The 249-nt window shown below is 78.3% G+C and carries 1 protein-coding gene; it reads right to left on the reverse strand.

Annotation, left to right across the window (positions count from 1 at the left end; genetic code table 11):
- The coding region (locus E0702_RS19775) for a hypothetical protein (RefSeq protein ID WP_205742121.1) at positions 1-249 on the reverse strand (249 nt) is incomplete at both ends.

A 249-nucleotide genomic window follows, 5' to 3' on the forward strand; every position in this document is an offset into this window, starting at 1 on the left:
GCACCGCGACCTCCGCCGCCGGGATCGGCGGGGCGGCCAGGTCGGCCTGCAGGGTTTCGACCCGGGCCAGCACCTCCGCCGGGCTGCGCAGGCCCATGTCTGGCCCATGCGCGGCCAGTACCTCAGCCACGCCCCGGTCGGCCACGGCCCTGGCCAGCGCGCGTCGCCCTTCGGGCACGGGCAGTCGCCCGCCGAACCGGTCGAGCAGCGCCCGGAACCGTCGGGGACGCCAGATGTGGCGGCGCAGGG

The sequence above is a fragment of the Halomonas marinisediminis genome (assembly GCF_004347715.1).
In the GTDB taxonomy this organism is placed as follows: Bacteria; Pseudomonadota; Gammaproteobacteria; order Pseudomonadales; family Halomonadaceae; genus Halomonas; species Halomonas icarae.